23 protein-coding genes are annotated in these 24,608 nt (G+C 71.4%); 8 read left to right on the top strand and 15 right to left on the bottom strand.

The features are described 5' to 3' along the window. Window positions 1-59 precede the first annotated feature (59 nt). The 4 genes from rlmN to OG534_RS10200 all read left to right on the top strand — a co-directional run bounded on the left by rlmN (window position 60) and on the right by OG534_RS10200 (window position 5,372). Window positions 60-1,172 (top strand): 23S rRNA (adenine(2503)-C(2))-methyltransferase RlmN, encoded by a 1,113-nt coding sequence (gene rlmN, locus OG534_RS10215; RefSeq protein ID WP_326587778.1) that lies wholly within the window; start codon window positions 60-62, stop codon window positions 1,170-1,172. Window positions 1,173-1,423: 251 nt separating this feature from the next. Next, the gene (locus tag OG534_RS10210) at window positions 1,424-2,521 is read left to right on the top strand and encodes a thiamine ABC transporter substrate-binding protein (RefSeq protein WP_326587777.1); all 1,098 of its coding nucleotides are present in this window, start codon (window positions 1,424-1,426) and stop codon (window positions 2,519-2,521) included. A gap of 137 nt (window positions 2,522-2,658) precedes the next feature. Then, entirely contained in the window at window positions 2,659-4,275 is a 1,617-nt protein-coding gene (locus tag OG534_RS10205; protein ID WP_326593543.1) for an ABC transporter permease, read from the top strand. Continuing rightward, a complete protein-coding gene (locus OG534_RS10200; protein WP_326587776.1) occupies window positions 4,275-5,372 on the top strand; it encodes an ABC transporter ATP-binding protein in 1,098 nt (365 codons plus the stop codon). The genes OG534_RS10205 and OG534_RS10200 overlap by 1 nt, the downstream gene beginning before the upstream one ends. 180 nt (window positions 5,373-5,552) lie before the next feature. Here OG534_RS10200 and OG534_RS10195 read toward each other — a convergent pair whose 3' ends face one another. The 10 genes from OG534_RS10195 to OG534_RS10150 form a co-directional block, all read right to left on the bottom strand. Continuing rightward, window positions 5,553-6,809 (bottom strand): cytochrome P450, encoded by a 1,257-nt coding sequence (locus tag OG534_RS10195; protein WP_326587775.1) that lies wholly within the window; start codon window positions 6,807-6,809, stop codon window positions 5,553-5,555. A gap of 61 nt (window positions 6,810-6,870) precedes the next feature. Next, entirely contained in the window at window positions 6,871-8,277 is a 1,407-nt protein-coding gene (locus OG534_RS10190; RefSeq protein WP_326587774.1) for an NAD(P)/FAD-dependent oxidoreductase, read from the bottom strand. Then, on the bottom strand, window positions 8,274-8,531 hold the full coding sequence (locus tag OG534_RS10185; protein WP_326587773.1) for a ferredoxin: 258 nt from the start codon (window positions 8,529-8,531) through the stop codon (window positions 8,274-8,276). The genes OG534_RS10190 and OG534_RS10185 overlap by 4 nt, the downstream gene beginning before the upstream one ends. Before the next feature lie 122 nt (window positions 8,532-8,653). Further along, window positions 8,654-9,295, bottom strand: a complete 642-nt coding sequence (locus OG534_RS10180) for a hypothetical protein (protein ID WP_326587772.1) — start codon at window positions 9,293-9,295, stop codon at window positions 8,654-8,656. A gap of 98 nt (window positions 9,296-9,393) precedes the next feature. Beyond that, the gene (locus OG534_RS10175; protein ID WP_326587771.1) at window positions 9,394-10,299 is read right to left on the bottom strand and encodes a hypothetical protein; all 906 of its coding nucleotides are present in this window, start codon (window positions 10,297-10,299) and stop codon (window positions 9,394-9,396) included. 80 nt (window positions 10,300-10,379) lie between these two features. Continuing rightward, entirely contained in the window at window positions 10,380-11,471 is a 1,092-nt protein-coding gene (locus tag OG534_RS10170) for an LOG family protein (protein WP_326587770.1), read from the bottom strand. A 26-nt stretch (window positions 11,472-11,497) separates the two neighbouring features. Next, entirely contained in the window at window positions 11,498-12,571 is a 1,074-nt protein-coding gene (locus tag OG534_RS10165; protein WP_326587769.1) for a hypothetical protein, read from the bottom strand. Further along, window positions 12,553-13,338, bottom strand: a complete 786-nt coding sequence (locus OG534_RS10160) for an ABC transporter ATP-binding protein (RefSeq protein WP_326587768.1) — start codon at window positions 13,336-13,338, stop codon at window positions 12,553-12,555. The genes OG534_RS10165 and OG534_RS10160 overlap by 19 nt, the downstream gene beginning before the upstream one ends. A gap of 165 nt (window positions 13,339-13,503) precedes the next feature. Continuing rightward, the gene (locus OG534_RS10155; RefSeq protein WP_326587767.1) at window positions 13,504-14,883 is read right to left on the bottom strand and encodes an aspartate aminotransferase family protein; all 1,380 of its coding nucleotides are present in this window, start codon (window positions 14,881-14,883) and stop codon (window positions 13,504-13,506) included. Next, entirely contained in the window at window positions 14,868-15,371 is a 504-nt protein-coding gene (locus tag OG534_RS10150; protein ID WP_266605461.1) for an Lrp/AsnC family transcriptional regulator, read from the bottom strand. Before OG534_RS10150 ends, OG534_RS10155 begins: the two co-directional genes overlap by 16 nt. 168 nt (window positions 15,372-15,539) lie before the next feature. Here OG534_RS10150 and OG534_RS10145 point away from each other — a divergent pair, with 168 nt between their 5' ends. The 3 genes from OG534_RS10145 to OG534_RS10135 all read left to right on the top strand — a co-directional run bounded on the left by OG534_RS10145 (window position 15,540) and on the right by OG534_RS10135 (window position 18,799). Then, the gene (locus OG534_RS10145; protein ID WP_326587766.1) at window positions 15,540-16,979 is read left to right on the top strand and encodes a gamma-aminobutyraldehyde dehydrogenase; all 1,440 of its coding nucleotides are present in this window, start codon (window positions 15,540-15,542) and stop codon (window positions 16,977-16,979) included. A 92-nt stretch (window positions 16,980-17,071) separates the two neighbouring features. After that, window positions 17,072-18,250: a polyamine ABC transporter substrate-binding protein gene (locus OG534_RS10140; protein WP_326587765.1), complete on the top strand. Its 1,179-nt coding sequence runs from the start codon at window positions 17,072-17,074 to the stop codon at window positions 18,248-18,250. A gap of 84 nt (window positions 18,251-18,334) precedes the next feature. Beyond that, window positions 18,335-18,799 carry a hypothetical protein gene (locus OG534_RS10135; RefSeq protein ID WP_326587764.1) on the top strand — a complete coding sequence of 155 codons (465 nt, stop codon included), beginning with the start codon at window positions 18,335-18,337 and terminating at the stop codon, window positions 18,797-18,799. Window positions 18,800-18,802: 3 nt separating this feature from the next. Here OG534_RS10135 and OG534_RS10130 read toward each other — a convergent pair whose 3' ends face one another. From OG534_RS10130 to OG534_RS10110, 5 genes are all read right to left on the bottom strand, one after another. After that, window positions 18,803-20,008, bottom strand: a complete 1,206-nt coding sequence (locus OG534_RS10130) for a serine hydrolase domain-containing protein (RefSeq protein ID WP_326587763.1) — start codon at window positions 20,006-20,008, stop codon at window positions 18,803-18,805. Between the two features lie 150 nt (window positions 20,009-20,158). Beyond that, window positions 20,159-20,827: a response regulator transcription factor gene (locus OG534_RS10125; protein WP_326587762.1), complete on the bottom strand. Its 669-nt coding sequence runs from the start codon at window positions 20,825-20,827 to the stop codon at window positions 20,159-20,161. Beyond that, entirely contained in the window at window positions 20,824-22,005 is a 1,182-nt protein-coding gene (locus OG534_RS10120; RefSeq protein WP_442807053.1) for a sensor histidine kinase, read from the bottom strand. The genes OG534_RS10125 and OG534_RS10120 overlap by 4 nt, the downstream gene beginning before the upstream one ends. Further along, on the bottom strand, window positions 22,002-22,691 hold the full coding sequence (locus tag OG534_RS10115) for a glycerophosphodiester phosphodiesterase (RefSeq protein WP_326587761.1): 690 nt from the start codon (window positions 22,689-22,691) through the stop codon (window positions 22,002-22,004). The genes OG534_RS10120 and OG534_RS10115 overlap by 4 nt, the downstream gene beginning before the upstream one ends. A 36-nt stretch (window positions 22,692-22,727) precedes the next feature. After that, window positions 22,728-23,753 carry an adenosine deaminase gene (locus OG534_RS10110; RefSeq protein ID WP_326587760.1) on the bottom strand — a complete coding sequence of 342 codons (1,026 nt, stop codon included), beginning with the start codon at window positions 23,751-23,753 and terminating at the stop codon, window positions 22,728-22,730. A gap of 111 nt (window positions 23,754-23,864) precedes the next feature. On the opposite strand from OG534_RS10110, the gene OG534_RS10105 reads away from it, so the two are divergent. Continuing rightward, window positions 23,865-24,560 carry a DUF4190 domain-containing protein gene (locus tag OG534_RS10105; protein WP_326587759.1) on the top strand — a complete coding sequence of 232 codons (696 nt, stop codon included), beginning with the start codon at window positions 23,865-23,867 and terminating at the stop codon, window positions 24,558-24,560. Window positions 24,561-24,608: the final 48 nt, after the last annotated feature.

The following is a 24,608-nucleotide window of genomic DNA, read 5'->3' as shown; positions in this document are numbered from 1 at the left end:
ACTCTTGAAAGGCGCGCTGCTTCTGCGGCGCGCCTTTCGTCTTACAAGGAGTACCTGCCATGGCCCGCCCTGTTCCGGGAGAGCTCACCTTCGTCGCCCCGCGCGGAGCCAAGAAGCCGCCCCGGCACCTCGCCGACCTCACGCCGGAGGAGCGCCGCGAGGCGGTCGCCGCGATCGGTGAGAAGCCCTTCCGGGCCAAGCAGCTCTCCCAGCACTACTTCGCCCGCTACACGCACGACCCGGCCCAGTGGACGGACATCCCCGCGGGCTCCCGCGAGAAGCTCCAGCAGGAGCTCTTCCCGGACCTGATGAACGTCATCCGGCACATCAGCTGCGACGACGACACCACCCGCAAGACGCTGTGGAAGCTGCACGACGGCACGCTCGTCGAGTCCGTGCTGATGCGCTACCCGGACCGCGTCACCATGTGCATCTCCTCGCAGGCCGGCTGCGGCATGAACTGCCCGTTCTGCGCCACCGGCCAGGCCGGCCTGGACCGCAACCTCTCCACCGCCGAGATCGTGCACCAGATCGTCGACGGCATGCGCGCGCTGCGTGACGGCGAGGTCCCCGGCGGCCCGGCGCGGCTGTCGAACATCGTCTTCATGGGCATGGGCGAGCCGCTGGCCAACTACAACCGCGTCGTCGGCGCCATCCGCCGGCTCACCGACCCGGAGCCCGACGGCCTGGGCCTGTCGCAGCGCGGCATCACTGTCTCCACCGTCGGCCTGGTCCCGGCCATGCTGCGCTTCGCCGACGAGGGCTTCAAGTGCCGTCTCGCCGTCTCGCTGCACGCCCCGGACGACGAGCTGCGCGACACGCTGGTCCCCGTGAACACCCGCTGGAACGTCCGCGAGGTGCTCGGCGCGGCCTGGGAGTACGCCGAGAAGTCCGGCCGCCGGATCTCCATCGAGTACGCCCTGATCCGCGACATCAACGACCAGGCCTGGCGCGGTGACCTGCTCGGCAAGCTGCTCAAGGGCAAGCGCGTCCACGTCAACCTGATCCCGCTGAACCCGACGCCGGGCTCGAAGTGGACCGCCTCGCGGCCCGAGGACGAGAAGGCCTTCGTGGAGGCCATCGCCCGGCACGGCGTGCCCGTGACCGTACGGGACACCCGCGGCCAGGAGATCGACGGCGCGTGCGGCCAGCTCGCCGCCTCGGAGCGCTAGATTCCGGTCAGTGACGTTCACATTCGGCCACGGGGTACCCTGTGGCCGAACCAATTTCATATTCCGACAGGGGAGCGCCACAGCGCTGAGAGTGCGGTCCGTCACCGCAGACCCTCTGAACCTCGCCCCGGTCATTCGGGGTAGGAAGTTCGGTCATTCACTCAAGCTGTTGCGCCCTGCCCGGCGTCCGCTCCCACAGAGCGCCGGTCAGGGCCGCGTCTTCTCCTGGTCATCCCAGGAGGAATTCACCAGTGAGCACCACCAAGAAGATCGCGGGAGCCGCGCTCGCGGCCGCGCTGGGCGTCACCACGCTCAGCGCCTGCGGCGGCGCCGCCGAGGACAAGACCGCCGGCGCGAGCGACGCCCCGAAGTCCAAGACCGTCACCCTCGTCTCCCACGACTCCTTCAACGTGACCGACGCGGTCCTCAAGCAGTTCGAGCAGGAGAGCGGCTACACCGTCAAGGTGCTGAAGTCCGGGGACGCGGGCGCGGCGCTGAACCAGGAGATCCTCACCAAGGGCTCCCCGCGCGGCGACGTCTTCTTCGGTGTCGACAACACCCTCCTCTCGCGCGCCCTCGACAACGGGATCTTCACGCCGTACGAGGCCAAGGGCCTGGACGGGGTGAAGCCCGAGTACGTGCTCGACAAGGAGCACCGGGTCACCCCGATCGACTCCGGTGACATCTGCGTCAACTACGACAAGGCCTACTTCGCCGACAAGAAGATCGCCCCGCCGCAGACGCTGGACGACCTGATCAAGCCGGAGTACAAGAACCTGCTGGTCGTCGAGAACGCCGCGACCTCCTCGCCCGGCCTCGGCTTCCTGCTCGCCTCCGTCGGCAAGTACGGCGAGGACGGCTGGAAGGACTACTGGAGCAAGCTGAAGGACAACGGCGTCGAGGTCGTCGACGGCTGGGAGCAGGCCTACAACGAGCGCTTCTCCGGCTCCGCGGGCGGCAAGAAGGCCAAGGGCGACCGCCCGCTGGTCGTCTCCTACGCCTCCAGCCCGCCGGTCGAGGTGCTGTACGGCGAGCCGCAGCCGGCCGAGGCCCCGACGGGTGTCGCCACCGGCACCTGCTTCCGCCAGATCGAGTTCGCGGGTCTGCTGAAGGGCGCGAAGAACGAGGAGGGCGGCAAGGCCCTCGTGGACTTCCTGATCAGCAAGAAGTTCCAGGAGGACATGCCGCTCCAGATGTTCGTGAACCCCGTGGCCAAGGACGCCGCCCTGCCGGAGCTGTTCACCAAGCACGGTGTGGTGGTCGAGAAGCCCGAGAACGTCGCTCCGGAGACCATCGCCAAGAACCGTGAGCAGTGGGTCAAGGCATGGACCGCGCTCGTCGTGAAGTAGGCGGCACCAAGGGACCGGTCGCGGCGCCGGAAGGCGCCGCGCCGGTCCCCGGCCGCGGCCCGGTCGCCCCTTCGGGCGCGGGCGCGGCTCCCGGGACGCGCGAGGGCGTGCGGGCGACGGCCGTGCGGCTCGCCCTGATGGCCCTGCCCCTCGCCTTCTTCGGGCTGTTCTTCGCCTATCCCGTCGCCGCGATCGTCGGACGCGGCCTCAAGACCGACGACGGATGGCAGTTCGGCCGGTTCGGCGAGGTGCTGGCCCGGCCCGACATCGCCGACGTGCTGTGGTTCACCACGTGGCAGGCGCTCGCCTCCACCGTGCTCACGCTCCTGATCGCACTCCCCGGCGCGTACGTCTTCGCGCGCTTCGAGTTCCCCGGCAAGCAGCTGCTGCGGGCCGTGGTCACCGTTCCGTTCGTACTGCCGACCGTGGTCGTCGGCACCGCCTTCCTCGCGCTGCTGGGACGCGGCGGGCTGCTGGACGAACGCGTGGGCGTCCGGCTCGACACCACCGTCTGGGCCATCCTGCTCGCGCACGTCTTCTTCAACTACGCCGTCGTCGTACGCACCGTCGGCGGGCTGTGGGCCCAGCTGGATCCGCGCCAGGAGGAGGCCGCCCGGGTGCTGGGTGCCGGGCGGTTCGCCACGTGGCGGCGGGTGACGCTGCCCGCGCTGGCCCCGTCGGTGGCCGCCGCCTCGCTGATGGTGTTCCTGTTCACCTTCAGCTCGTTCGGCGTCGTGCTGATCCTGGGCGGACCCGCGTACTCCACCCTGGAGGTGGAGGTCTACCGGCAGACCGCGCAGCTCCTGGACCTGCCGACGGCCGCCGTACTGACGATGGTGCAGTTCGCCGCGATCGGCGGGATCCTCGCCGTGCACGCCTGGACGGTGCGCAAGCGCGAGACCGCCCTGCGGCTGGTGGATCCGGGCCGGACCACGCACCGGCCGCGCGGCTGGGCGCAGCGCACGCTGCTGGGCGGGGTGCTGCTGACCGTGGCGCTGCTGATCGTGCTGCCGCTGGGCGTGCTGGTCGAGCGGTCCTTCGACGTCCCGGGCGGATACGGATTCGGCTTCTACCGGGCGCTGCAGGACGCCGGCGCCGGCGGCGGGACCTTCCTGGTGCCGCCGGTGGAGGCGATCTGGAACTCCCTGCAGTACGCGCTCGCCGCCACCGCGATCGCCCTGCTCATCGGGGGACTGGCGGCCTCGGCGCTGACCCGGCGCGGGGGCCGCTTCGTACGCGGCTTCGACGCGATGCTGATGCTCCCGCTGGGGGTGTCCGCCGTGACGGTCGGCTTCGGATTCCTGATCACCCTGGACGAGCCGCCGCTGGACCTGCGGACCTCGTGGATCCTGGTGCCGCTGGCCCAGGCCTTGGTGGGCGTGCCCTTCGTCGTACGGACCATGCTGCCGGTGCTGCGCGCGGTGGACGGGCGGCTGCGGGAGGCGGCCGCGGTGCTCGGCGCCTCGCCGCTGCGGGCCTGGCGGGAGGTGGACCTGCCGCTGGTGCGGCGGGCGCTGCTGATCGCGGCCGGGTTCGCCTTCGCGATCTCGCTGGGGGAGTTCGGCGCGACCGTCTTCATCGCGCGAGCGGACCAGCCGACGCTGCCGGTGGCCGTGGCGCGGCTGCTCGGGCGGGCCGGCGAGCTGAACTACGGGCAGGCGATGGCCCTGAGCACGATCCTGATGCTGGTGTGCGCGGTGTCCCTGCTGGTGTTGGAGCGACTGCGACCCGACAAGACCTCCGGAGAGTTCTGATGACACTGCTTCAGCTGGAAGGGGTGTCGGTCCGCTTCGGTGAGCGCGCGGGCGGGTACGCCCTGGATCGCGTGGACCTGAGCGTCGCCGAACACGAGATCGTCTGCGTGCTGGGGCCGAGCGGCAGCGGCAAGTCCACCCTGCTGCGGGTGGTCGCCGGCCTCCAGCAGGTGTCCGCGGGCCGGGTCCTGCTGGGCGGCGCCGACCAGGCCGCCGTGCCCGTGCACCGGCGGGGCGTGGGCCTGATGTTCCAGGACCACCAGCTCTTCCCGCACCGCGACGTCGGCGCGAACGTCTCCTTCGGCCTGCGGATGCGGGGGGCCGGGCGGGCCTCGTACCCGGCCCGGGTCGCGGAACTGCTGGAACTGGTGGGGCTGCCCGGCGCCCAGGGCCGGGCGGTGGCCTCCCTGTCGGGCGGCGAGCAGCAGCGGGTCGCGCTGGCCCGGGCGCTGGCGCCCTCGCCGCGGCTGCTGATGCTGGACGAACCGCTGGGGCAGCTCGACCGCGGGCTGCGGGAGCGGCTCGTGGTGGAGCTGCGGGGGCTGTTCTCCCGGCTGGGGACGACGGTGCTGGCGGTCACGCACGACCAGGGGGAGGCCTTCGCGCTGGCCGACCGGGTGGTGGTGATGCGGGACGGCCGGATCGCGCAGGCAGGGACCCCGCTGGAGGTGTGGCAGCGGCCCGCGTCGGAGTTCGTGGCGCGGTTCCTCGGCTTCGAGAACGTGGTCCCGGCGACGGTGTCGGGCGCCGTGGCCGGGACCCCGTGGGGCAGGGTCCCGGTCCCGGCCGGGTCCCCCGAGGGGGAGCAGCGGCTGCTGATCCGCCCGGCGGGGGTCGTGCAGTGCGCGGCCGGCCTGCGGTGCGAGGTGGTGTCCCGCACCTTCCGCGGCACGCACGTCGCGCTGCTGCTGCGTCCGGAGTCGGGGCCGGTACTGGAGGCGGAGTGCGGGCTGGCCGGGGCCCCGGCCGTGGGTGACCGGGTCGCGGTGACCTTCAGCCCCGCCGAGGTGGTGGTCCTCCCGTCGGAGGATGCGCAGGCGTCGCAGGCTTCACGGGCCGCGGCGGCTTCGGAGGGTTCGCACGCCCGCGACGCCTAGGGCGCGTCTTTCGGATCCTGCCGGCCGAGCCCGCGTTGCCGGTGCCGTGCATCGCAAGGCGGAGGCGCTCCGCTCGTACCGGACGTACTGGGGAGCCCCGACAGCGCGGCGAGGTGCGGTGCCGGGCAGCGCGGGCCCGGCACGATCCGGAAGACACGCCCTGGACGGCCTGCCGGGTGGCTAGGCGGCCTGGGGAAGGATGCCGTCGCAGGCGATCGGCAGGTGCCGGGGGCCGCGCAGCACCGCGTTCTGGCGGTACTGCGGCGGGTCCTCCAGCAGCCGGGGGTTCTCCAGCCGGCGGGCCAGCTCGCTCAGCGCCAGCTGCGCCTCCTGCCGGGCCAGCGGAGCCCCGAAGCAGCTGTGGATGCCGCTGCCGAGGCCGAGGTGCTGGATGTCCTTGCGGTCGGGGTCGAAGCGGTCCGGGTTCTCGAACCGCTTCGGGTCACGATTCCCGGAGGCCAGGATCAGCCACAGCGACGCGCCCTTGGGGATGGTGACGCCGGCGACCTCGATGTCGGAGAGGGTGGTGCGCTGGGGCAGCAGCTGCACGGGCGGCTCGTACCGCAGCAGCTCCTCGACGATCGGGACGGACAGACCGGGGTCCTCGCGCAGCCGCTGGAGGACGTCCGGGTGGCGCAGCAGGGTCAGCATGCCGTTGGTGATCAGGTTGACCGTGGTCTCGTGGCCCGCGATCAGCAGCAGCGCGGAGGTGCTGAGCGCCTCCATGGTGGTCATCGCGCCGTCCGGGCCGTCCGCGGTCGCCAGCTGGGACAGCATGTCGTCGCCGGGGTTCTTGCGCCGCTCCTCGATCAGCCCGGCCAGGTACATGCCCAGTTCCATGCGGGCGTCCATGGCGCCCTTGCCGTGCTGGGTGGGGTCCGCGTCCGGGTCGGGGTCGAGGCTGGCCGCGAGGGTCTCCGCCCAGACGTGGAAGCGCGGCTCGTCCTCGTGGGGCACCCCGAGCAGCCGGCAGATGACCGTGACCGGGAAGGGGTACGCGAACTGGTCGACCAGGTCGACCCGGTCCAGGTTCCCGGTGGTGGCGATGCCGTCGATGAGCCCGGAGACCAGGCCGCCGAGCTCCTCGCGCATGTCGTGCACCCGGTGGGGGGTGTGCGGCGGCCCGAACGGCCGGTTCGTCATCCGCCGCAGGCGGTCGTGGTCCGGCGGGTCGAGCTTGAGGAAGGACGGGGGCAGGGTCGTGCCCTCGTCCTCGGCCGACTGGCCGAGAGGATCGTCACCGGTCGCCTTCAGGTTGCGCGCGTCGGAGCTGATCCGGGGGTCGTGGAGGAGGCTCTGGATCTCGTAGTACGTGCTGACGACGTACGGGCCGTCTCCGTCGTGGGACACCGGGGCCTTGCGGAGCTCCTCGTACAGCGGGTACGGATTCGCCCGGTTCGCGTAGTCGATGATCTCCCGCAGGAGGGCTTGTGTCATGACGGGTCCTCGTGATCCTCGTGATCCTCGGGGGAGTGGCCTGGTTGCGGTCGCGGTGCGGTCAGGGGCGCCCGGGGGTGAAGGTCATCTTCCGGTCGGCCGGCGAGTAGCCGCTGAGCGTGATCGTCGGCCCGTGCGTCGGCACCGAGGGGTCGGGGAAGTCCGCCGGCAGCGGCTTGTGCCCCTCCGGCCTGCGGTCCACCGTGGCGAACGGCGGCGGGAACGGCGCGGTGGTCTCGATCTGGTGCTCGTAGAACGGGAGCCAACGGCAGTTGTCGAAGGTGACGGCGGCGATGACGCGCCCCTGGTACCCGTACACGGCCGCGAACCGGCGCTCGCCGAGCGAGCCCTGCGTGACCAGGATCTCGGTCCCCATCGGCGGCACCCCGACCGACTTGATGTTCACACCGAACTGGGAGGACCAGAAGGCGGGCACCCACAGGTGCGGGCGGCGGTCGGCGCTCTCGCTGAGCATGTTGTGCGCGGCGGTGTCGGCCTGTGCGACGGCATTGCCCCAGTGCTCCAGGGACAGGAACTGGTAGCCGAACAGCGCGTGCGGGGAACGGGCCACGTCACCCGCCACGTAGATGTCGTCGGTGACGATGCCGCGGATGTCGAAGGCCCGGCAGCCCGCGTCGCACGCGATGCCGCGGGGTCCCGCGCCCAGTCCGGATCCGGCGAGCCACTCGGTGTTGCGCTGGGCGCCGAGCCCGACGACCACCACATCGGCCTCGACGGTGGACCCGTCGGAGAAGTGGGCGGCGCGGACCCGCCCCGAGGGGTCGCCCTCCAGCCCGGTCACCATCACCCCGGTGCGCAGGTCGACCCCGTGCTCGCGGTGCATCTCGGCGGCGACCTCGCCGATGACCCCGCCGAGCGCGCCGACCAGCGGCGCCGCGCCCCGTTCGGCGACCGTGACGTCCAGGCCGCGTTCCCGGCAGGCGGAGGCGATCTCGGACCCGGTGAACCCGGCTCCGATGACGAGCACCCGGCGGGGGCCGGCGGCGAGGGCCTGTTGCAGTCCTTCGCCGTCGTCGCGGGTGCGCAGGACGAAGACTCCCTTGAGGGCGCCCTCCTCCGCGTTGGGCCAGGGCCGCGCCCGGACGCCGGTGGCGATCAGCAGCCGGTCGTACTCGACCTCGTCGCCGTTGCCGAGCCGGACCCGGCGGGCGGACATGTCCAGGCCCGTGGCGGGGACCCCGAGGCGCCAGTCGGCGTCGATCGCCCGGCGGCGGGGCAGCGCCGTGTGGTCCGCGACGGCATTGCCCAGCAGCACCTGCTTGGACAGCGGGGGCCGGTCGTAGGGCTCGTACGGTTCGTCGCCGATCATCGTGAGCGAACCGGCGAAGCCCTTCTCGCGCATGGTCTCGGCGGCCCGCAGACCGGCCAGCGAAGCGCCGACGACGACGATCCGGCCCTCGCGCTTGAGGCGCTCCAGAGCCCCGTCCGACCTTCCTTCACCGGTCACCGCGCGCCCCCGGAACCGGCGCCGGCCACCGCATCCGGGGCCGCCATCTCCGCCATGTCCTCGTCCGTGAGCTCCAGGAGGATCGCGCCCACAGGACAGGCGGCCACGGCGCGCTCGACGTTCTCGCGCTGCTCGGCAGCGGCCTCCGGGTTGTAGAGCAGCGACTCGTCGCCGTGCATGGCGAAGACGTCGGGAGCGAGGAACGCGCACTGGGCGTACCCCTGGCAGCGGTTGAGGTCGACGACAAGCCTCATGACGGATCTGCCTTTCGCTCGGCTGTTCCTCCCCGTCACCCCCGCAGACCCCTGGGTCCTCCCCTTCCCACCAGCATGCACGCGGGACCGGGAGGCCGCCTGCCGGAGTATGGATCCCCAGCTCAGGAGGGTTCGGAGAGGGATGGACCGCGCCCGGCAGGTTCGCGCCGGGCGCGCAGGATGTACAGGCTGAGGACGAGGGCCCAGGCCGGGAACAGCAGTTCGGACCAGGGAACGCCGGACCCCAGTACGAGCAGGACCAGGCCGACGACGGTGCCCAGGAAGGCGAGCGGCCGGGGGAAGACGCCGAGCATCCGCCCGATGGTCGAGGTCGCGAAGACGAAGACGGCCGCCATCCGCATGGCGTACGTCGCGAGGAGCGTGTAGGCGTAGTGGCGGCCGAAATCGGAGGGCGTTTCCTCTTGCAGCACGGTGCCAGCCGCCGCGGCGGCGGCGAAGAGGGTGGCCACGAAGAGGAAGCCGCTGCCGAGGAACACGGTGGCGATGAAGCGGTCCTCGGCCTCACCCGTGTGTGCGCGCAGAGCGCCCATGAACCAGAGGAAGCAGATGCCCGCGAAGGGCACGATCTCCAGGGCCACTTGGACCGCCCAGCGCCGGTCCGGGTCGATGGGCGCGTCGGCGGCGTCGCCGGACGGGATGGCGATCCGCATCAGGACGATCGCCGCCCCGAGCAGCAGGGCGAAGGCGACTCCGGCCATCCCGGCCGCGCGCGGTGTCTTCAGCCGGTCGGTCGTGGGTTCCATGAACCCCTCGCTCTCTCCCCCGGTCCAGCAAGCGGCAGCCGGCGCCGCGCCACCACCGGGGGACGGCCGACCGGGTGATGCCCCGGTCGGCCGGCGGGTCAGCCGACCGGCTCCGGCACCGGGGTCGCGGCCTTCTCGTCGGCGCCTTCGTGCTTGCCGTACCAGGCGACCGCCACCGCGCCGGCGACCGCCAGGACGAAGCCGAGGACCGCCAGCCAGGCCAGGCCCGGACGGGACGCGTCACCGAGCCAGAGCACGCCGATCGCGCCCGGGAGGACCGTCTCACCGACGACCAGGGCCGCCGTGGCACCGTTCACCGAGCCGATCTGCAGGGCGACGGTGTGCAGGTACATGCCGCCGATGCCCGCCACCAGAATGGCGTAGAGGGCCGGGTCGGCGAGGAGGGTGCCGAGGTCGAACGGGTCGACGCCGTCCAGGATCCGTACGCCGACGCCGAGCGCGCCGAAGCCCAGGCCCGACAGCAGGCCCGCCAGGATCGCGGCCCCGCCGCCGAGGAGGCGTACGGCCACGGTGCCGCCCACCATCAGCAGCACGGTGATCCCCAGCAGCCACCAGTGCGTGGACATCGGCGCGTGGTGGCCGCCCTCGTGGCCGGCCGCCGTCGCCAGCAGCACCAGCGCGGTGCAGACGACCCCGATCGAGGTCCATTCCTTCCGGGTCAGCCGGATGCCCAGCATCTTCACGCTCAGCACGGCCGTGATCACGAGGTTGGCGCTGATCACCGTCTGGGAGAGGAACAGGGGAAGGAGGCGGGCGGCCAGGGCGCCGAGGCCGAAGCCCACGAAGTCCAGGATCGTGCCGACGATGAATTCCCAGGTCATCGCCGCTTTCGCGGTGGACGACAGGTTGGGTCCGCCGTGGGCGGTGACCCCGGCGGCGGTCGGGGACATCCGGGCGGCGCGACGCGATCCGACGGCTTGCAGCACGGATCCCGTGCCGTAGCAGATGGACGCCGCGACAGCGGTCAGCAGGCCTATGAGCACCAAGGGCTCCGTTCACGTCTGGCAGGTTGTGCGGTACCTCTGCCAGACGTGAGAATCGGCCGGGAAGTTGCCTCGGGAGCTCAGCTCATTGACGCGAGGACTCCGGGGACCTCGTCCACGGAGTCGACGAGCGCGATCCGGGACTCCATCGCACGGCCGCGGGCCAGTGCCTGGAGCAGGGGCCACGCCGGGAGGTGCTCGGTCCAGTGCGTGCGGCCGACCAGGACCATCGGAGCCGGCTCGCCCCGCGACCCGTAGTAGTTCGGCGTGGCGCAGTCGAAGATCTCCTGGACCGTGCCCGCCGCGCCGGGCAGGAAGACCACGCCCGCGTTGGACCGGGCCAGCAGCCCGTCCTCCCGGGTGGCGTTCGCGAAGTACTTCGCGATGTGGCCGGCGAAGGCGTTCGGCGGCTCGTGCCCGTAGAACCAGGTGGGGATGCCCACCGAGTCTCCGGCGCCGGGCCAGCGCTCGCGTACGGCGAAGGCCGCGCGCGCCCAGTCGGACACCGAGGGCGTGAAGGAGGGGGCCTTGACCAGCAGCTCCAGCGCTTCCACGAGGGCCTCGTCCGGGGCCGGGGCCAGGTAGGCGCCGAGGTTGGCGGCCTCCATCGCGCCGGGACCGCCGCCGGTGGCCACGGTCAGCCCGGACCGGGTCAGCGCCCGGCCCAGCTCCGCCGCGCCGCGGTAGTCCGTACCGCCGCGGGACATGGCGTGGCCGCCCATCACGCCCACGACCCGGGCACCGGCGAGGTGCTCGTCGAGGGCGTCGGAGATCGTGTCGTCGTGGATGGAGCGGAGCATGGAGGAGAAGACGTCGCCGTCGGCCTTGGTCTCCTGGAACCAGGCGTACGACTCGGCGTCGGGGGTGACCTCGTACCCGTCGGGCAGCCCGGCGAAGAGCTCCTCGGGCGTGTAGAGCAGGCCCCGGTACGGGTTGAACGGCAGGTCGGGGACGGGCGGGAAGACCAGCGCGCCGTCGGCGCGGACCTTCACCGAGGCGTCGGGCTCCATCGCGCAGCCCAGGAACACGGCCGCCGAGGTGTCGGCGGCCAGCAGGGCGAAGGTCCGCTCCAGCAGGTTGACCGACTGGATCCGGTAGCCGCTGAGCGAGCCGCGTGCCACGACCTGGTCGAATTCGGCGAGCGTCTCGATCTCGATGTCTGGGTTGACCATTCGGCCCACCCTAAGGGCTGCCCGCGTCAGCGGGTCAATGCCAGTGACGTCAGCTGCGCCACACCCCAGCTGAGCGGAACGCACACGGCGACGAGCGCGGTGGCCCGCAGACTGGCCGCCGTACGCAGGACCTTGGCGGGTGCGCCCAGGTCGAGCAGGGCCTCGTGTTCGGCGCTCCGGACCTGGCGGGCCGCGGCCGCGGATGTGAGAAGGGTCGCGGCGGCGCACAGGGCCACCAGCGCGGCGGCCGGCCCGGTCAGCGGGCCCAGCGGGACGAGCAGCCCGCCCCGGTCGCGCAGGGCGAGGGCGGTCAGGGCGCCCGCGCCGACCGAGCACAGCACCCCGAGCGGCGGGCCGATCCGGGGCGCCTCCTCCTGGAGGGCCCGCCCGGCCAGCAGCCGCAGCGCGCCCGGGCGCACGGCCTGCACCAGGCTCCCGCAGGCGTAGGCGAGGCCCGGCCCGGCGAGGGCCAGCCCGACCGCGGTCAGCGACCAGCCGATGAGCATCCCGGCCCCGCCCCGGCCCGCGAAGGCGAGGGCGGCGAGCCCGCAGGCACCCAGCGCGATGCCCCAGGGCAGGCCGGTCTGCGGCGCCAGCGGCGGGTGCGGCCGCAGGGCGAGGACGGTGGCGGCCGAGGCGGCCAGCGGAACCAGGACCAGAAGGGTGAGGGCGGCCGCCACGGGCAGCGGCTGCCCGGCGTGGAGCAGTTCGGCCCCGGCCCCGTCGAAGGGCAGCCCGGCCAGGTCCCCGCGCAGGTGGAGGAAGGCGGCCAGGGCCACGGCGCTGCCGAGCGTGCACGCGACGGCGGTGGAGACCGCGGCGACCAGGACGAGCCGTACGGGTCCCAGCCCGGCGGCGTCCAGTCCCTCGCGGGGACGGGTCGCGGGGTCGGCCCGGGCCACGGCGACGGCGAAGTGGACGGTGACGGCCAGCGGGATCAGGGCCCACAGCAGGCGAGGGAACGATCCGGCGGGCCGGGCCACGGCCCCCGCGAGTACGTAGAGCAGCAGGAAGCCGGTCGCGGCCGAGGCTGCGGCGACGAGGAGCCGCCGCAGCTGGACGAGGGGCCGGGAACCGCGGGCTAGGCGGAGAGCGAGCACGCGGCCTGGTCCTCCGTGGTGTCGGAGACGGGGGAGGCGGCGGCCGCGGCCCCCGCGCGGCGGCCGTCGAGCAGGGCCAGCCGGCGGTCCGCGACGGCCGCGGTGGCCTCTTCGTGGGTGGCCAGCAGCACGGTGATCTCGTGGGAGCGGGCGGCGGTGGTCAGCGTCCGCAGCAGCAGGGCCCGGTCGGCCCGGTGCAGCGGGGCCGTGGGCTCGTCGGCGAAGATCACCGCGGGCTCGTTGACCAGGGCCCGGGCCAGGGCGACCCGCTGGGACTCGCCGCGGCTCAGGGCGGCGGGGCGCTTGCGGGCGAGGCCGCCGATGTCGAGGCGGTCCAGCCATTCGCAGGCGGCGTGCTTGGCGCTGCGGTGGGAGGCACCGGAGAGCAGCAGCGGCAGGGCCGCGTTCTCCCAGGCCTTCAGCTCGGGCAGCAGCTGCGGGTCTGGGCCGATCCAGCCGAACCGGTCGCGGCGCAGCCGTTCGCGGGCCAGGGTGCCCATGGTGTGCACGGGGACGCTGTTGAACCAGACCTCGCCCTGCTCGGGCCGCAGCTGACCGGACAGACAGCGGAGCAGAGTGGTCTTGCCGCTGCCGCGGGGACCGGTCAGGGCCAGGATCTCGCCCTGGCGGACTCCTACGGAGACCCCGACGAGGGCCGGGGAACCTCCCCCAGACTTCGTCCGGGGGGACCCCCTGTGGGAGTAGTGAAGGGACCGTGCCCACAGGACGTCATTGTCAGGCGGGGCAGTGTCGGGTGGAGCCACCATGGCGTACACCTCCGTCCGGGGGAACGAAGCGGAGCCCGTCGAAGTCACTGGCGCCGCACTGAGATGTAAAGAGATGAACCGCTTGGATGGTGACAGCACACGGCCCGGACCACCGCGTTCTCACTCGAACGGAGGATCCGGGCCGTGTACGGGGACTGCTGCTGCCTACAGCTTCGTCCACGCCTCGGTGAGCACCGAGCGCAGGATGCCTTCGATCTCGTCGAAGGTGCCCTGGTCCGCGATCAGCGGCGGCGCGAGCTGGATGACCGGGTCACCGCGGTCGTCGGCCCGGCAGTACAGGCCGTTCTCGAAGAGCGCCTTGGAGAGGAAGCCGTAGAGCACGCGCTCCGTCTCCTCGTCCGTGAAGGACTCCTTCGTGACCTTGTCCTTGACGAGCTCGATTCCGTAGAAGTAGCCGTTGCCGCGGACGTCGCCGACGATCGGCAGGTCGTGCAGCTTCTCCAGCGTCGAGCGGAAGGCGTCCTCATTGTTCAGCACGTGCTGATTGAGGCCTTCCTTGTCGAAGATGTCGAGGTTGGCCAGCGCGACCGCCGAGGAGACCGGGTGGCCGCCGAAGGTGTAGCCGTGCAGGAAGGTGTTGTCGCCCTTGTAGAAGGGCTCCGCCAGGCGGTCGGAGATGATGCACGCGCCGATCGGGGAGTAGCCCGAGGTCATGCCCTTGGCGCAGGTGATCATGTCCGGCACGTAGTCGAACTTGTCGCAGGCGAACATCGTGCCCAGACGGCCGAACGCGCAGATCGTCTCGTCGGAGACGAGCAGGACGTCGTACTCGTCGCAGATCTCGCGGACCCGCTGGAAGTACCCGGGCGGCGGCGGGAAGCAGCCGCCGGCGTTCTGCACCGGCTCCAGGAAGACGGCGGCGACGGTGTCGGCGCCCTCGAAGAGGATCTCCTGCTCGATCTGGTCGGCGCACCAGCGGCCGTAGGCCTCGGGGTCGTCGCCGAAGATCGGGGCGCGGTAGATGTTCGTGTTCGGCACCTTGTGCGCGCCGGGGACCAGCGGCTCGAAGGGGGCCTTGAGGGCCGGCAGACCGGTGATGGACAGGGCGCCCTGCGGGGTGCCGTGATAGGCGACCGCACGCGAGATGACCTTGTACTTGGTGTGCTTGCCCTGCAGCTTGAAGTACTGCTTGGCGAGCTTCCAGGCGGTCTCGACGGCCTCGCCGCCACCGGTGGTGAAGAAGACCTTGTTCAGGTCGCCCGGTGCGTAGTGCGCGAGCCGCTCGGCGAGTTCGACGGCCTTGGGGTGCGCGTACGACCAGATGGGGAAGAACGCGAGTTGCTGCGCCTGCTTGTAGGCGACCTCGGCCAGTTCCTTGCGGCCGTGACCGGCGTTGACCACGAACAGGCCGGCGAGACCGTCGAGGTAGCGCTTGCCCTTGTCGTCCCAGATGTAGGTGCCCTCGCCCCGGACGATGGTGGGGACGGGGGAGTTCTCGTAGGACGACATGCGGGTGAAGTGCATCCACAGGTGGTCGTACGCGGTCTTGGAGAGGTCCTGGCTCACGGTTATCGGGTTCCCCACATGTAGGTCTGCTTCTTCAGCTTCAGGTAAACGAAGCTTTCGGTTGATCGCACGCCGGGGAGCGTGCGGATCTTCTTGTTGATCGTTTCGAGCAGGTGGTCGTCGTCCTCGCAGACGATTTCCACCATCAGGTCGAACGACCCGGCGGTCATCACGACGTACTCGCACTCGGCCATCGCGGTCAGCGCATCGGCCACCGGGTCGAGGTCTCCCTCGACGTTGATGCCGACCATGGCCTGGCGTCGCAGGCCCACGGTGAGCGGGTCCGTGACGGCGACGATCTGCATGACGCCCTGGTCGAGCAGCTTCTGGACGCGCTGTCGCACGGCCGCTTCGGACAGGCCGACGGCCTTGCCGATCGATGCATAGGGACGGCGACCGTCCTCCTGCAGTTGCTCGATGATCGCCAGGGACACAGCATCGACCGAAGGGGACGGTTGTCTGTTCCTGGAATCTGCGCTTCGACTGACCACGAGCTCACTGTGCACGAGGGTCGTCTGTTCCGCAAGGAGGAATCAATGAAATCCGTTGTTTGAGGACTCGGATCTCACTGATTTCGTAGTTGGTGGCCTATGGGTCTGTCGAAAGCCTCCGCCAAGAGGCTAGGCTTGGTAATCGTCTCAATCGTTGGACATGTGATCAGGAGTGTGGCTGTAGTGACCACCGAACTGCGTCGTCTGCGCAACTACATCGGCGGGGAGTTCAAGGACGCCGCCGACGGGCGGACCACCGAGGTGGTCAACCCGGCCACCGGCGAGGTGTACGCCACCGCCCCGCTCTCGGGCCAGGCCGATGTCGACGCCGCCATGGCCGCCGCCGCGGCCGCCTTCCCGGGCTGGCGCGACACCACCCCCTCGGAGCGTCAGAAGGCGCTGCTCAAGATCGCGGACGCCTTCGAGGCGCGCGCGGACGAGCTCGTCGCCGCCGAGTCGGAGAACACCGGCAAGCCGCTGGGCCTCACGGCCAGCGAGGAGCTGCCGCCGATGGTGGACCAGATCCGCTTCTTCGCGGGCGCCGCCCGCCTGCTCGAGGGCCGCTCGGCCGGCGAGTACATGAACGGGATGACCTCGATCATCCGCCGCGAGCCGGTCGGCGTCTGCGCCCAGGTCGCGCCGTGGAACTACCCGATGATGATGGCCGTGTGGAAGTTCGCCCCGGCCATCGCCGCGGGCAACACCGTCGTGCTCAAGCCCTCGGACACCACCCCGGCCTCGACGGTCCTGATGGCGGAGATCATCGACTCGGTCCTGCCCAAGGGCGTCTTCAACGTCATCTGCGGCGACCGCGAGACCGGCAAGGCCATGGTCGAGCACTCCACCCCGGCGATGGCCTCCATCACCGGCTCGGTGCGCGCGGGCATGCAGGTCGCCGAGAGCGCCTCCAAGGACGTCAAGCGCGTCCACCTGGAGCTCGGCGGCAAGGCCCCGGTCGTGGTCTTCGAGGACGCCGACATCGCCAAGGCCGTCGAGGACATCGCGGTCGCCGGCTACTTCAACGCAGGTCAGGACTGTACGGCCGCCACCCGCGTGCTCGTCCACGAGTCGATCCACGACGAGTTCGTCTCCGCGCTCGCCAAGGCCGCCGCCGACACCAGGACCGGCCAGCCGGACGACGAGGACGTGCTGTACGGCCCGCTGAACAACCCGAACCAGCTCAAGCAGGTCGCGGGCTTCATCGAGCGCCTGCCCGCCCACGCCAAGGTCGAGGCGGGCGGCCACCAGGTCGGCGAGAAGGGCTACTTCTACGCCCCGACCGTGGTCTCCGGCCTCAAGCAGGACGACGAGATCATCCAGAACGAGGTCTTCGGCCCCGTCATCACCGTCCAGTCCTTCACGGACGAGGCCCAGGCCCTGCAGTACGCGAACGGCGTCGAGTTCGCCCTCGCCTCCTCCGTGTGGACCAAGGATCACGGCCGCGCGATGCGGATGTCCAAGAACCTCGACTTCGGCTGCGTGTGGATCAACACCCACATCCCGCTCGTCGCCGAGATGCCGCACGGAGGCTTCAAGAAGTCCGGCTACGGCAAGGACCTCTCCGCCTACGGCTTCGAGGACTACACGCGCATCAAGCACGTGATGACCTCGCTCGACGGCTGATCGGTCGCATCGATCACCGCACAGTGTTGAAGGGGCGGGCAGTAGACAACATGTCTATTGCCCGCCCTTTCGCCTTCGCCGAGGCTGTGCCCATGCCTGAACTCGCCTTCTCCCGCCGTGCTGCGCTGTACGGCCTCGGTGCCGCGGGCCTGTCGGCCGCCCTCGCCGGCTGCGGCGTGCCCGCCGCGTACGTCCCCGAGGCGCGGCGAGGGGGCCCGGACCTCTCCGAGCGGGACCGCAGCGTCGCCTTCTCCAACTGGCCGCTGTACATCGACACCGACGAGGAGGACGAGGAGCGCCGCCCGACGCTGGACGCCTTCTCGGAGCGGACCGGCATCGAGGTGCGGTACAGCGAGGAGATCAACGACAACGACGAGTTCTTCGGCAAGGTCAGCCCGGCGCTGATGAACCGACAGGAGACCGGCCACGACCTGGTCGTGGTCAGCGACTGGATGGCCGCCCGCTTCGTACACCTGGGCTGGGCCCAGAAGATGGACCGGTCGGCCCAGTCCAACGTGGCCAGGCACCTCGACCCGCAGCTGCGTTCCCCCGCCTTCGACGAGGGCCGGCTGCACACCGTCCCCTGGCAGTCCGGGATCACCGGGATCGCCTACAACCGCAGGGCCCTGGGGCGGGAGATCAAGTCGGTCAAGGACCTGTGGCAGCCGGACCTGGCGGGCCGGGTCACGCTCTTCTCGGGCCTCGACGAGTCCTTCGCCCTGCTGATGCAGGGAGACGGCGTGGACGTCACCCGCTGGACCGAGTCCGACTTCCACCGGATGTGCGACCGGGTCGAGCACCTGGTGAAGAAGAAGCACATCCGCCGCTTCACCGGCAACGACTACACCTCCGACCTGAGCAAGGGTGACGTCCTCGCCTGCCAGGCCTACTCCGGCGATGCGATCCAGCTCCAGGCCGACAACCCGGACATCGAGTTCGTCGTCCCCGAGGAAGGTGCCGAGCTCTGGGCGGAGAGCCTGCTCGTCCCCAACCTCGCCCGGCACAAGGCCAATGCCGAGGCCCTCGTCGACCACTACTACGACCCGGAGGTGGCCGCGGAGCTCGCCGCCTCCGTCAACTACGTCTGCCCGGTCCCGGCCGCCCGCGAGGTGCTGGCCGCCTCCGACGACAAGGAGACCGCCGAACTGGCCGAGAACCCGCTGATCTTCCCGGACGACGAGATGCGGGGACGCCTCGTCGTGGCCCGGGACATCTCCTCGGCCGAGCGCCGGACCCTCGCCAAGCGCTGGAACGGGATCGTCGGGCTCTGAGTGGGGCCGGGGCTGGCCCCGCCTGACTGAACATGTTCAGAAAATTGGCTGAACGTGTTCAGAAACAGGCGTAGGCTTCCCTTCATGAGCGAGAGCAGTGCCCTTCAGCGGCGGATCCGTGCCTGGTTGACCGTGTTCCTCATCTGCCTGGTGGTCAGCGGCCTCACGGCCTTTCCCCTGGTCAGCGAACTTCGCTGGGCCAACGCCCTGGTCGACCATGAATGGCTCCGGCGGGTGGGCGACGGGCTGGACCGGGCCGATGCCGACTACCCCTTCCTCCTCTACGGAACCGACTGGCTGGCGTTCGCCCACCTCGTCATCGCCGTGTTCTTCTACGGCGTGTACCGCGACCCGGTCCGCAACATCTGGATCATCGAAGCCGGCATGATCGCCTGCGCCGGGGTGATACCCCTGGCCCTGATCTGCGGCCCGATCCGGGGCATCCCCTTCTGGTGGAGCGTCATCGACATGTCGTTCGGAGTCTTCGGGGTGATCCCCCTGCTCGCGCTCCGCCGCATGATCAGGCGACTTGAGGCCATGACCACGTGACGGCTACTCGGCGAACGCCGCCATCACGATGCCCAGAGCCACCTTGTTCATGTCCTGGCCCTTGGCGTCGGTGGAGTTCACCGAGTACACGAGGGTCCGGGACAGGTCGCGGGTCCCGCCGATCGCGGTGTTGTAGCCGTGGCGGCCACCGCTCTTGCCCCAGGCCACGGTGCCGTCGGGCAGGACGAGCTTCGACAGCCCCGCCGTCAGAGCGGCGGACTTGCCGCTTGTGAAGTCCTTCACCTCGGGCACCGTGAACATCTCCTCCAGCTGCGCCTCCGGCACGATCCGGCCGCTGAACAGGGCTATGGTGAACCGCTCCAGATCCGCCGTGGTCGAGATGATGTCGCCCGCCGCCCAGCGGTCCGAGGAGTTCCACTCGGTGACATCGCGCAGCTCGGTCGAGCCGTCCGCCCGCGGCACCGCCTGGTAGCCGCGGTTGTGCGGCCCGTGGATCTTCGTCTGGGTCCGGCCGGGGAAGGACGTGTGGCGCAGGCCCAGCGGCTTCAGGATCCGGCGGCCGACCGCGTCCTCGTAGGTCGTGCCCGTCAGCTTCTCGATCAGCACACCCAGCACCGTGTAGTTGATGTTCAGGTAGTGCTGGGCCGTGCCGGGTGCGAACTCCGGCTTCTTCGCGAGGGCGTTGGCGATCTGCTCGCGCACATCGGTCACGTCGAAGCGGTGATCCCACTGCGCCTCGAAGGCCTCCCCCGGCCCGTCGGCCGCCGGCATGCCGCTGGTGTGGTTGAGCAACTGCCGGACGGTGACCGTGCCGTACGCGTCGGGGACGGTCCCGGGCAGGTACTGCCGCACCGGCCTGTCCAGATCCACCCGGCCCTCGGCCGCCAGTTGGAGCACCACGGCCGAGGTGAACGCCTTGGTCACCGACCCGGCCCGGAACCGGCCCTGCTCGACGGCCTTGCGACCGGTACGGATGTCGGCGACTCCCGAGCTGCCCTGCCAGCTGCCGCTGGAACCGCCCACGCGCACCAGCGCGGCCGTCGCGTCCTTGTGCTGCGCGCCCAGTCCGGCGATCGCCTTCTCCAGCGCCACCGCGTCGGGTGGTGTGGAGACGACGGGAGCGGTGATCCCGGCCGCAGCGGGCACCGGCGCGGCGTGTGCGCCGTGAGCGTGCGCGGCGACCGCCGGCCCGGACGCGATTCCGAGCACCAGAGCGGCGGCGATCAGCGTGCGTGTACGTGCGTTCATGATGGTGTGCTCCCCCTGCGAGACCCCGGGGCCGTGCTGCCCCGATGACCTCAATGTTGCTGGTCAGAAGGGTGGTTGCGGATCACCAACAAGAGGGGTCTTCACCGGTACGACAACTCACCGGCGAGAGGGAGGCGACACGCCGTCCCCTCACTCCCCAGAGGGAGTACCCGCCGCGATCAGGCCGGTCTCGTATGCGCAGATCACCGCCTGGATCCGGTCCCGCAGCCCCAGCTTCGCCAGCACATTGCCCACGTGCGACTTCACCGTGTGCTCGCTCACCACCAGCGCCGCCGCGATCTCCGCGTTCGACAGCCCCCGCCCCAGATGCACCAGCGTCTCCCGCTCGCGCGCCGTCAGCACCTCCAGCCGGTCCGCCGGGAGGGAGGGCCGCGCCGTCGTCGCCGTGTACTCCTCGATCAGCCGCCGCGCCACCGAGGGCGCCAGCAGGGACTCGCCCGCCGCCACCACCCGTACCGCGTGCACCAGATCGTCCCGCCGTACGTCCTTCAGCAGGAACCCGCTCGCCCCCGCGTGCAGCGCCTCGTACACGTACTCGTCCGCGTCGAAGGTCGTCAGCATCACCGTCCGGCACGCGCTCCGGGCCGAGATCGTCCGGCACGCCTCGATCCCGTCCATCACCGGCATCCGGATGTCCAGCAGCGCCACGTCCGGCGCGAGCCGGGCCACCGCCTCGACCGCCGCCGCGCCGTCCCCCACCTCCGCCACGACCTCGATGTCCTCCTGGACGTCCAGGATCATCGCGAACCCGCTGCGCACCAGCTCCTGGTCGTCGGCGACCACCACACGGATCGTCAATTCCCCACCTCCGCCGGGGACGTTACTAGGTCCACGGCCACGCGGAAGCCCCGGCCGCCCGGACCGGGGCCCGTGCACGCCGTCCCCCCGTGGGCGGCCGCACGCTCCCTGATGCCGACCAGGCCGTGTCCGCCCCGCGGGCCGCCCCCCGAGCCGCCCAGCGGGCCCCGACCGTCGTCCGTGACCGTGATCCTCAGCGCCTCGGGTGCGTAGTCCAGGCACACCGTCACGCGCCGCGCCGCCGCGTGCTTCACGACGTTGGTCAGGGCCTCCTGCACCACCCGGTAGACCGTCGTGTCCACCGCCGCGGCCAGCGGGCGGATCCCGCCCGTCTCCTCGTACACCACCTCGGGCCCGCCGAGGCGTATCCGGTCCAGCAGGACGGGCAGCGCCGCCACGCCCGGCTGCGGCTCGCGCGGGGCCGGGCCGTCCTCCCGGAGCACCCCGAGCATCGCGCGCAGCTGCACCATCGCGTCCCGGCCGGTCTCCGAGATGGCCTCGAAGGCGGCCTCGGCCCGTTCCGGGGCGCGCCGTACCGCCACCGGACCCGCCTCCGCCTGCACGATCATGATGCTGACCGCATGGGAGAGGATGTCGTGCATCTCCCGGGCGATCCTGGCCCGTTCACGGGCCACGGCCTGTTCGGCCTCGATCCGGTTCGCCCGTTCCAGCTGCGCCGCGCGGTCCTCGACGGCCGCGGTATAGGCCTGCCGGGTGAACTGGAGCCGGCCCAGAACGTAGGCGGCGCACGCGCAGAACAGGGTGAAGGACAGCTCCCTGGCCGAACCGGTCTCCAGGCCCACCGATGCGGCGATGACCGCCACCGAGATCACCCCGACGGCCGCCCGGACGCGCGCCGGGCACTGCAGGGCGACCGTGTAGGCGGCGATCAGCCCGGCGTACGGCAGCGGCTGACCGGGCCCGTCGAGCGTCACCTTGTAGAGGCCGCCGACGAGCAGGATCACCACCAGGACGGTGACCGGCCGGCGCCGCCGCCACACCAGCGGCACCACCGCCGCCGTGGTGATCGCGTACGAGGCCCAGGTCACCGGCGGCAGTCCGGCCTCCCTCGGCAGCACGAACGGCATCGTGACGGCCAGCTGCACCAGCAGCGTCAGGCCCAGGTCCACGGCCCACGGATTGGCCCGGCTCAGCCGCCCGGCCAGCTCGCGTATCAACGGCCGAACTCGGCCCGTACGGCCGCCAGCGCGTCCAGCCGGTTCGTGGTGATCGAGTCGACGCCCGCCGCCATGAGCGTCCTCATCGTCCGCTTGGTGTCCGCCGTCCAGGCCGACACCAGCAGGCCGTCCCGGTGGAGGGCGTGCACCAGCTCCCGGCTCACCAGCCCGAAGCGGTAGTTGAGCCAGAGCGGGGCCACGGCGTCGATGAGCACCCGCCGCGGCGGCGACAGCGTGGTCCAGGTCAGCGCGATCGGCGCGGACGGATCGGCGGCGCGGACCGCGAGCATCGTGTCCGGGCCCGCGCAGTAGGACGTGCGCTCGCCCGCCCCGCACTCGCGGACCAGGCCCACGACGGTGCGCACCGCCTCGGCCGTGGCGCCCGGGAGGTCCAGCATCAGCTGTCCCGTCCCGGCCGCCATCAGGGCGTCGCGCAGCGTGGGCACCCCGCCCCGCGTCAGTTCCTGGAGCTGCGCGACCGTGACCTCGTCGAGGCGGACGTCGTAGCCCCACAGCCGCTGGAGCGACTCGTCGTGGAGCAGGACCGGCACCCCGTCGCGGGTCAGCCGTACGTCGATCTCGACCGCGTCCGCCCCGCGGGCGAAGGCGGAGCCGATCGAGGGCAGGGTGTTCTCACGGACACGGTAGGGATCGCCGCGGTGGCCGACGGCAGTCAGGGTGCGCATGGCCCCATTCTCACGGCCGACGGGCCCGACGGTGTGTCAGCGCGCCAGCCATTCGGCGGTGTACGTGTCGATTTCCGCGATGAGCCGCGCCTTGCCGGCCGGGTCCAGGAAAGACGCCTCGACGGCGTTCTTTGCGAGCTGCGCGAGCCCGCGCTCGTCGAGGTCGAGGAGGCGGGCGGCCACCGCGTACTCGTTGTTGAGGTCGGAGCCGAACATCGGCGGGTCGTCGCTGTTGATGGTGACGAGCACGCCCGCCGCGACCATCTCCTTGACCGGGTGCAGGTCGAGGTCGGTGACCGCGCGGGTGGCGATGTTGGAGGTCGGGCAGACCTCCAGTGCGATGCGGTGCTCGGCGAGGTACGCGAGGAGCGCGGGATCCTGGGTGGCGCTGGTGCCGTGGCCGATGCGTTCGGCGCCCAGCTCGCGGATGGCGTCCCAGATCGTCTCCGGGCCGGTGGTCTCGCCGGCGTGCGGCACGCTGTGCAGGCCCGCGGCCCGCGCCGCGTCGAAGTACGGCTTGAACTGCGGGCGCGGGACGCCGATCTCGGGTCCGCCGAGGCCGAAGGAGACCAGGCCCTCGGGGCGCAGGTCGACGGCGAGCCGGGCGGTCTCGGCGGCGGCTTCGAGGCCGGCCTCGCCGGGGATGTCGAAGCACCAGCGCAGGATGACGCCGAGTTCGGACTCGGCGGCCTTGCGGGCGTCCTCGATGGCCGCCATGAAGGCCTTCTCCTCGATGCCGCGGCGGGTGGAGGAGTACGGGGTGATGGTCAGCTCGGCGTAGCGGATGTTCTGCCGGGCCATGTCGCGGGCGACCTCGAAGGTCAGCAGCCGCACGTCCTCCGGGGTGCGGACCAGGTCGACGACCGACAGGTAGACCTCGATGAAGTGGGCGAAGTCCGTGAAGGTGAAGTAGTCGGCGATCGCCTCGGGGTCGCTGGGGACCTTCGAGTCGGGGTGCCGGGAGGCGAGCTCGGCCACGATGCGCGGGGACGCCGAGCCGACGTGGTGGACGTGGAGTTCGGCCTTGGGCAGCCCCGCGATGAAGGGGTGCAGGTCGGTCATGGGGGTGCCTCCGGGAGAACGCTGGTGCGGGCGGGTCGGGGATTCATCGTAGGCACGCCCGTGACTGTCGGTGGCAGCGCTTAGCATGGCTGTACGAGAGGGGGGCGCCGTATGACCGACAGCAGTCCCGAGCCGCGAGACCCGTGGGCGCCGCCGGAGCGGCCGGCGGTGGAACTGGGCAAGACGCAGGGAACGCACGGAGCGCCGGGCGTGTCCGTCCCGCCGTCCGTGCACGACCAGCCGACGCTCGCCGGAACGCCGGGCGACCAACTGCCCCCGTCCGCGCCGCACCTGTCCGCGCCGCACACGTCCACGCCACCACCGGCTGCGACCACGATGCCGATGACCGGGCCCCCGGCGTCCGCGGCGTACGGGTACCCGGCCCAGCCCCAGCCGGGCTACGGATACCCCGGCGACGCGGGCTACCCCGGCTACTCCGGGTACCCGGGATACCCGGGCCCCGGCGCGTACCCGCCGCCGTACGGGGCGCAGCCGAGCAACGGCTTCGGCATCACCGCGCTCGTCCTCGGCATCCTCGCGGTCGTCGGCTGCGTCACCAGCTTCATAGCGGTCGCGCTCGGCATCGGGGCGGTCGTCTTCGGCGTCCTGGGCAAGGGCAAGGCCAACCGCGGCGAGGCCGACAACGGCGGGATGGCGCTCGCCGGCATCATCCTCGGCGCGGTCGGCATCGTGCTGGGCGGCCTGCTCCTCGTGCTCATGTTCGGCGGACTCATGGACGGGGGGCCGCTCGACGACTCGCCGTACGACAGCCCGTACGACAACTCCCAGGTGCACGAGAAGGTCTGACGGCCAGGCTAGACCTGGGAGGCGCCTAGACCTGGGAGACCCCTCGAC

The sequence above is a fragment of the Streptomyces sp. NBC_01294 genome (genome assembly GCF_035917235.1).
Classification (GTDB): domain Bacteria; phylum Actinomycetota; class Actinomycetes; order Streptomycetales; family Streptomycetaceae; genus Streptomyces; species Streptomyces caledonius.
Note: the sequence above shows the minus strand (reverse complement) of the source record. Positions and strands in the feature narration are given on the sequence as shown.

What these genes read in the sequence shown, in the direction of transcription:
- rlmN (WP_326587778.1), top strand. Translation starts at nt 60, where the DNA reads ATGGCCCGCCCTGTTCCGGGAGAGCTCACCTTCGTCGCCCCGCGCGGA.
- OG534_RS10205 (WP_326593543.1), top strand. Translation starts at nt 2,659, where the DNA reads ATGGCCCTGCCCCTCGCCTTCTTCGGGCTGTTCTTCGCCTATCCCGTC.
- OG534_RS10200 (WP_326587776.1), top strand. Translation starts at nt 4,275, where the DNA reads ATGACACTGCTTCAGCTGGAAGGGGTGTCGGTCCGCTTCGGTGAGCGC.
- OG534_RS10195 (WP_326587775.1), bottom strand. Translation starts at nt 6,809, where the DNA reads ATGACACAAGCCCTCCTGCGGGAGATCATCGACTACGCGAACCGGGCG.
- OG534_RS10185 (WP_326587773.1), bottom strand. Translation starts at nt 8,531, where the DNA reads ATGAGGCTTGTCGTCGACCTCAACCGCTGCCAGGGGTACGCCCAGTGC.
- OG534_RS10180 (WP_326587772.1), bottom strand. Translation starts at nt 9,295, where the DNA reads ATGGAACCCACGACCGACCGGCTGAAGACACCGCGCGCGGCCGGGATG.
- OG534_RS10170 (WP_326587770.1), bottom strand. Translation starts at nt 11,471, where the DNA reads ATGGTCAACCCAGACATCGAGATCGAGACGCTCGCCGAATTCGACCAG.
- OG534_RS10160 (WP_326587768.1), bottom strand. Translation starts at nt 13,338, where the DNA reads ATGGTGGCTCCACCCGACACTGCCCCGCCTGACAATGACGTCCTGTGG.
- OG534_RS10140 (WP_326587765.1), top strand. Translation starts at nt 17,072, where the DNA reads ATGCCTGAACTCGCCTTCTCCCGCCGTGCTGCGCTGTACGGCCTCGGT.
- OG534_RS10135 (WP_326587764.1), top strand. Translation starts at nt 18,335, where the DNA reads ATGAGCGAGAGCAGTGCCCTTCAGCGGCGGATCCGTGCCTGGTTGACC.
- OG534_RS10130 (WP_326587763.1), bottom strand. Translation starts at nt 20,008, where the DNA reads ATGAACGCACGTACACGCACGCTGATCGCCGCCGCTCTGGTGCTCGGA.
- OG534_RS10115 (WP_326587761.1), bottom strand. Translation starts at nt 22,691, where the DNA reads ATGCGCACCCTGACTGCCGTCGGCCACCGCGGCGATCCCTACCGTGTC.
- OG534_RS10110 (WP_326587760.1), bottom strand. Translation starts at nt 23,753, where the DNA reads ATGACCGACCTGCACCCCTTCATCGCGGGGCTGCCCAAGGCCGAACTC.
- OG534_RS10105 (WP_326587759.1), top strand. Translation starts at nt 23,865, where the DNA reads ATGACCGACAGCAGTCCCGAGCCGCGAGACCCGTGGGCGCCGCCGGAG.